Raw genomic sequence first — 7,026 nt, 5'->3', positions numbered from 1 at the left:
GCCTGGAGTTACGCCACCGACCATCTTGGTGCCGTATTCGATGGCTTGCTGGGTGTGGAAACTACCTTGCGAACCGGTAATACCCTGGCAGATAACTTTGGTGTCTTTATTGATCAGGACGCTCATTATTTGCCCTCCGCAGCTTTGACAACTTGTTGAGCAGCGTCGGTCAGGCTGGTAGCAGCGATGATGTTCAAACCGCTTTCTGCCAGTACTTTAGCGCCCAGCTCAGCGTTGTTGCCTTCGAGGCGAACAACAACCGGGATTTTCACGCCGACTTCTTTCACAGCGCCGATGATGCCTTCGGCAATCATGTCGCAGCGAACGATGCCGCCGAAGATGTTGACCAGTACTGCAGCGACGTTGGTGTCGGACAGGATGATCTTGAACGCTTCAGTTACGCGTTCTTTGGTAGCGCCACCACCTACGTCGAGGAAGTTGGCTGGCTTGCCGCCATGCAGGTTGACGATGTCCATGGTACCCATGGCCAGGCCAGCACCGTTGACCATGCAACCGATGTTGCCTTCCAGCGCTACATAGTTCAGTTCGAACTTGGCAGCGTGCGCTTCGCGCGGATCGTCTTGCGACGGATCGTGGAAAGTCTTCAGCTTAGGCTGACGGTACATGGCGTTGGCATCGATGTTGATCTTGGCGTCCAGGCAGTGCAGATCGCCGTCAGCCTTGATCACCAGCGGGTTCACTTCCAGCAGGGCCAGGTCGTGATCCTTGAACAGCTTGGCCAGACCTACGAAGATCTTGGCGAACTGAGCAACCTGCTTGCCTTCCAGACCCAACTGGAATGCCAGTTCGCGACCCTGGAATGGCTGAGCGCCAACCAGTGGATCGATAGTGGCTTTCAGAATTTTTTCTGGAGTGTCGTGAGCGATTTTCTCGATGTCCACGCCACCTTCGGTGGAAGCCATGAACACGATACGACGGCTCGAACGGTCAACGACAGCGCCCAGGTACAGCTCTTTAGCGATATCAGTGCACGATTCAACCAGGATCTTGGTGACTGGCTGACCATTGGCGTCAGTCTGGTAAGTCACCAGACGCTTGCCCAGCCACTGCTGTGCGAATGCCTTGGCATCTTCTTTGCTGCGAACCAGCTTTACGCCGCCCGCTTTACCGCGACCACCGGCGTGGACCTGGGCTTTGACAACCCACTCGCTGCCGCCGATTTTGTCGCAAGCTTCTGCTGCTGCTTCCGGGGTGTCTACCGCGTAACCGGTGGAAACTGGCAGGCCGTACTCAGCGAACAGCTGCTTACCCTGATACTCGTGAAGATTCATGCTTATTACCGTCTTCGTTAGGTACTGCGCATTCGGTGCTGCACTCATTCAAGTGCCGCACCACCTGTGACTGCTGCTTGCATAGCCTTTCCGGATACCCGGTGCAGCTATGCAAGACTGCGTCCAGCGGATATTCCGCGGTGAGTCTTGCATGCAAGGCTCACGACGGGCCATTCCGCCGTGGTTTCTTATTGTCTTAACGCTTCTTGCGGTTGGCGATGTGGATGGCGCCGCCATTCACAGCCAAAGCAGCTTCGTGCAAGGCTTCGGACAGGGTCGGATGGGAGAAAACCATCATGCCCAAGTCTTCAGCGCTGGTGCCGAACTCCATACCGATCGCGCCCTGCTGAACCAGTTCTGCAGCGCTTGGGCCAATCACGTGGACGCCCAGTACGCGGTCTGTCTTGGCATCTGCGATGACCTTGACGAAACCACCGGTGTCGTTGGCAGCCATGGCACGGCCAGAGGCTGCGAACGGGAAGGTGCCGACGTTAACTTCAACGCCTTCAGCTTTCAAGGCCTGCTCGGTTTTACCGACCCACGCGATTTCCGGGTGAGTATAAATAACCGAAGGGATCAAATCATAGTTCATCTGGGCCTTGTGGCCCTTGATGCGCTCGACAACCATGATGCCCTCTTCCGAGGCCTTGTGCGCCAGCATCATGCCGCGAACCACGTCGCCGATGGCGTAAACGCCCGGTACGGTGGTGGCGCAGTGATCGTCAACGTGCACGAAACCGCGCTCGTCCAGGGTCACGCCGCAGTCGGCAGCCAGCAGATCAGTGGTCACCGGACGGCGACCAACGGCTACGATCAGCTTGTCGAAAGTGATGTTCTGTTCGCCCTTGGCATCGGTGTAGTTCACCACGACTTCGTCGCCGTTCACTTTGGAACCGGTTACGCGAGCGCCCAGCTTGATGTCCAGACCTTGCTTGGTCAGGGTTTTCAGCGCTTCCTTGGAAACAGCGGTGTCCGCTGCCATCAGGAAGGTGTCCAGGGCTTCCAGGACAGTCACTTCTGCACCCAGACGCGACCAGACCGAACCCAGTTCCAGACCGATCACGCCAGCGCCGATCACGCCCAGACGCTTAGGCACGGATTGGAATTCCAGGGCGCCAGTCGAATCGACGATCACATTCTGGTCAACCGGAGCTGGCGGAATGTCGATCGGACGCGAACCTGGAGCCAGGATGACGTTTTCGGCTTCGATGATTTCTACCGAGCCGTCTGGCTTGGTGACTTCGACTTTCTTGCCGGCCAGCAGCTTGCCGTGACCCTCGATGGAGGTCACACCGTTGGCTTTGAACAGGGTCGCAACGCCGGWGGTCAGGCCTTTGACGATGTTGGCTTTACGGCCGACCATCGCTGGCACGTCCATGGTCACGCCAGCGTGATTGATACCGTGGATCGCGAAACCGTCCTGGGCCTCGTGGAATTTCCACGAGCTGTCCAGCAGGGCCTTGGATGGAATGCAGCCGACGTTCAGGCAAGTACCGCCCAGAGCCAGTTTGCCTTCCTTGTCGGTGTACTTCTCGATGCAGGCAGTGGAGAGGCCCAGTTGCGCTGCTTTAATGGCAGCCACGTAGCCGCCAGGGCCCGCGCCAATCACTACCACGTCGAATTTCTGAGTCATGTGTCATTCCTTCTCGAATCAAACCGGACGGCCCCTTTTGGGGACCGTCGTGGGACGAAGCTGGTCATTACAGAAGGGCCGTCCATCGCTGAGCGGCCCGTGCAACGAAATCAGATATCCAGCAGCAAACGAGCCGGGTCTTCCAGCAGGTTCTTGATGGTAACCAGGAAGGTCACAGCTTCTTTGCCGTCGATCAAACGGTGATCGTAGGACAGAGCGAGGTACATCATCGGACGGATAACGACTTGACCGTTGATCGCCATAGGGCGCTGCAGAATGTTGTGCATGCCCAGGATGGCTGCTTGTGGCGGGTTGACGATCGGGGTCGACATCATCGAACCGAAAGTACCACCGTTGGTGATGGTGAAAGTACCACCGGTCATTTCGTCCATCGACAGTTTGCCGTCGCGGGCTTTCTTGCCGAAGGTGGCGATGCCGCCTTCGATTTCAGCCAGGCTCATCAGTTCGGCGTTACGCAGAACCGGTACAACCAGGCCGCGATCACTGGAAACTGCAACGCCGACGTCAGCGTAGCCGTGGTAAACGATGTCGCCGCCGTCGATCGACGCGTTGACAGCCGGGAAGCGTTTCAGCGCTTCGGTGGCCGCTTTCACGAARAACGACATGAAGCCCAGGCGCACGCCGTTGTGGGACTTCTCGAACAGATCCTTGTACTTCGAGCGCAGCGCCATGACTTCGGTCATGTCGACTTCGTTGAAAGTGGTCAGCATCGCCATGTTCGATTGAGCTTCAACCAGACGCTTGGCAACGGTGGCCCGCACGCGGGTCATCGGTACGCGCTTCTCGATGCGCTCGCCAGCAGCGAACACCGGAGCAGCGGCGGCAGGTGCAGCAGCCTTGGCAGGCGCGGCAGCCGGAGCGGCTTTCTTGGCAGCAACGGCTGCAACCACGTCTTCCTTGGTCACGCGACCGCCTTTGCCTGTGCCGGCAACGGAAGCGATGTTGATGCCGTTCTCTTCAGCCAGCTTGCGGGCAGCTGGAGCAGCAACAGGATCGTCTTCGCCTTCGGCGGCAGCTGGAGCAGCGGCAGCCGCTGGAGCAGCAGCGGCTGGAGCGGCGGCGCCACTGCCTTCGCCGATGGAGCCCAGTACTTCGTCGGACAGAACAGTGTCGCCTTCGTTCTTGATGATCGCGCCCAGCACGCCGTCAGCGGTGGCCAGGACTTCCAGCACGACCTTGTCGGTTTCGATGTCGACGATCAGCTCATCACGCTTGACGGCGTCGCCCGGTTTTTTGTGCCAGGTGGCAACGGTGCCATCGGCAACCGATTCCGGGAAAGTGGGGGCTTTGATCTCGATAGCCATTGTCTGTGGTTCCTTAAATTCGGTTTCAGGTGCGCGAAGGCGTTAAACAGTAAAGGCGTCTTGCAGCAGTTGTTCCTGCTGTTCGGCGTGCATCGATGCGTAACCGCATGCTGGTGCAGCAGAAGCCTCACGGCCCGCGTACTCGAGTACGAGAGACTTGTTGAGGTTGCTGATGCTGCGACGCATGTGGTGTTGGCTGCAGTACCACGCCCCCTGGTTCATCGGCTCTTCCTGACACCAGACGGCATGCTTGGCGTTGGTGTAAGGCGCCAGGACTTCTTTCAAGTCGTCCTCAGGGAACGGGTACAACTGCTCGATACGCACGACAGCGATGTCGTCACGACCTTCGGCACGGCGTTTTTCCAGCAGGTCGTAGTAGACCTTGCCGCTACACAGAACAACGCGCTCGACCTTTTTCGGGTCTTGGGCATCGATTTCCGGAATAACGGTCTGGAACGAACCTTCGGCCAGATCTTCCAGCGTCGAGATGGCCAGCTTGTGGCGCAGCAGCGACTTCGGAGTCAGGACTACCAATGGTTTGCGCAGCGGGCGAATCACCTGACGGCGCAGCAAATGGTAGATCTGAGCCGGCGTCGTCGGCATGCACACCTGAATGTTGTGCTCGGCGCACAGCTGCAGGTAACGCTCCAGACGAGCCGAGGAGTGCTCCGGCCCCTGACCTTCATAACCGTGCGGCAGCAGCATGGTCAGACCGCACAGGCGACCCCACTTGTGCTCGCCACTGGTGATGAACTGGTCGATAACCACCTGGGCACCGTTGGCGAAGTCGCCGAACTGGGCTTCCCAGAGAACCAGGGCATTCGGCGTGGTGGTCGAGTAACCATACTCGAACGCCAGCACCGCTTCTTCGGACAGGAACGAGTCGTACAGGTCGAAACGCGGCTGACCGTCGTACAGGTTCTGCAACGGGATGTAGGTACCCGCGTCTTTCTGGTTGTGCAACACGGCATGACGGTGCGAGAACGTACCGCGGCCGATGTCCTGGCCAGTCATGCGGATCGGGTGACCTTCGAAGGCCAGGGTCGCGTACGCCATGGTTTCGGCGTAACCCCAGTTGATCGGCAGGCCGCCGGCTTGCATCTTCTGACGATCTTCGTAGATCTTCGCTACCTGGCGCTGAACCACGAAGCCTTCCGGGATTTCCAGCAGCTTGGCGGACAGTTCCTGCAAGGTCTTGAGGTCGAAGCGAGTGTCGTGACGCGCGGTCCAGGTGTGACCCAGGTACGGACGCCAGTCCACGAACAGCTCTTTGTTCGGCTCTTTGACCAGGCTCTTCACGACGTGCAGGCCGTTGTCCAGCGCGTTGCGGTATTCGTCGACTTTCGCCTGAACACGCTCTGCGTCCAGCACACCACCCTGGGTCAGACGATCGGCATACAGCTCACGGGTGGTGCGCTGCTTGGTGATCTGCTGATACATGATCGGCTGGGTGCCGCTTGGCTCGTCGGCCTCGTTGTGGCCGCGACGACGGTAGCAGACCAGGTCGATCACCACGTCACGCTTGAACTGCATGCGGTAGTCGATGGCCAGCTGAGTCACGAACAATACGGCTTCCGGATCATCGCCATTCACATGGAGGATCGGCGCCTGGATCATTTTCGCAACGTCGGTCGCGTACTCGGTGGAGCGCGAGTCCAGCGGGTTGCTGATGGTGAAACCGACCTGGTTGTTGATCACGATGTGCACGGTACCGCCGGTTTTGAAACCGCGGGTCTGCGACATCTGGAAGGTTTCCATGACCACGCCCTGACCTGCGAATGCAGCGTCACCGTGGATGGAGATCGGCAGAACCTTCTCGCCTGTAGGATCGTTACGACGGTCCTGACGGGCGCGAACCGAACCCTCGACCACCGGGGAAACGATTTCCAGGTGGGACGGGTTGAACGCCATCGCCAAGTGAACTTCACCGCCAGTGGTCATCACGTTGGACGAGAAGCCCTGGTGGTATTTGACGTCACCGGAACCCAGCTCGACCTTCTTCTTGCCTTCGAACTCGTCGAACAGCTCGCGCGGGTTCTTGCCGAAGGTGTTGACCAGCACGTTCAGACGGCCACGGTGGGCCATGCCGATGACGATTTCCTTGGTGCCGTAGGAACCGGAACGCTGGATCAGCTCGTCGAGCATCGGAATCAGGCTCTCGCCGCCTTCCAGACCGAAACGCTTGGTACCCGGGTATTTGGTGCCCAGGTATTTTTCCAGGCCTTCGCCGGCGGTCACGCGCTCGAGCAGGTGGCTCTTGATGTCGGCGGAGTACGTCGGACGACCGCGCACGCTTTCCAGACGCTGCTGGAACCACTGACGCTGCTCGGAATCGGTGATATGCGTGAATTCAGCGCCGATGGTGCGGCAATATGTCTGCTGCAACGCTTCGTGAATTTCGCGTAGGCTCGCTTCCTCTTTGCCGATGAACAGGTCGCCGGCACGGAAGGTCGTATCAAGATCGGCATTGGTCAAGCCGTAATGATTGATCGACAGGTCTGCAGGTGCAGGACGCTGCCACAGTCCCAGCGGGTCAAGCTGGGCTGCCTGGTGGCCACGCATACGGTAGGCCTGGATCAATCGCAGCACTTCAACTTGCTTCTTCTCGTGCTCACTGCTCACGCTGCCGGCGGAAACCGGTTGGGCGCGGCGCTGGTTCTTTGCCAGCAAGACGAAATGATCGCGAATTGTGGAGTGCGAAACATCGGTGGCAGTGTTGCCGTCAGCAGGCAACTTCTGGAAGTAGGTGCGCCACTCTTCTGGCACAGCGTTAGGG

General features: G+C 58.8%; 4 protein-coding genes and 1 pseudogene. All 5 read right to left on the bottom strand.

Going from position 1 to position 7,026, the window contains the following annotated elements; translation table 11 throughout:
- Window positions 1–126 (bottom strand): annotated as a pseudogene (locus tag ACXRVY_RS13230) (succinate--CoA ligase subunit alpha); the annotation flags it as partial.
- Window positions 126–1,292: an ADP-forming succinate--CoA ligase subunit beta gene (gene sucC / locus ACXRVY_RS13225; RefSeq protein WP_007919879.1), complete on the bottom strand. Its 1,167-nt coding sequence runs from the start codon at window positions 1,290–1,292 to the stop codon at window positions 126–128. The pseudogene ACXRVY_RS13230 and the gene sucC, both read right to left, overlap by 1 nt.
- Before the next feature lie 196 nt (window positions 1,293–1,488).
- Entirely contained in the window at window positions 1,489–2,925 is a 1,437-nt protein-coding gene (gene lpdA / locus ACXRVY_RS13220) for a dihydrolipoyl dehydrogenase (protein ID WP_458237532.1), read from the bottom strand.
- A gap of 110 nt (window positions 2,926–3,035) precedes the next feature.
- Window positions 3,036–4,250, bottom strand: coding sequence for a 2-oxoglutarate dehydrogenase complex dihydrolipoyllysine-residue succinyltransferase (odhB, locus tag ACXRVY_RS13215; protein ID WP_223463337.1), 1,215 nt, complete (start codon window positions 4,248–4,250; stop codon window positions 3,036–3,038).
- Between the two features lie 42 nt (window positions 4,251–4,292).
- Window positions 4,293–7,026 (bottom strand): 2-oxoglutarate dehydrogenase E1 component (locus ACXRVY_RS13210; RefSeq protein WP_458237531.1); only part of this gene is annotated, 2,734 nt, incomplete at its 5' end.

This window comes from Pseudomonas sp. P5_A2_2 (assembly GCF_054177685.1).
The sequence above is the reverse complement of the archived record's forward strand: the minus strand, read 5'-3'. Positions and strand labels throughout refer to the sequence as shown.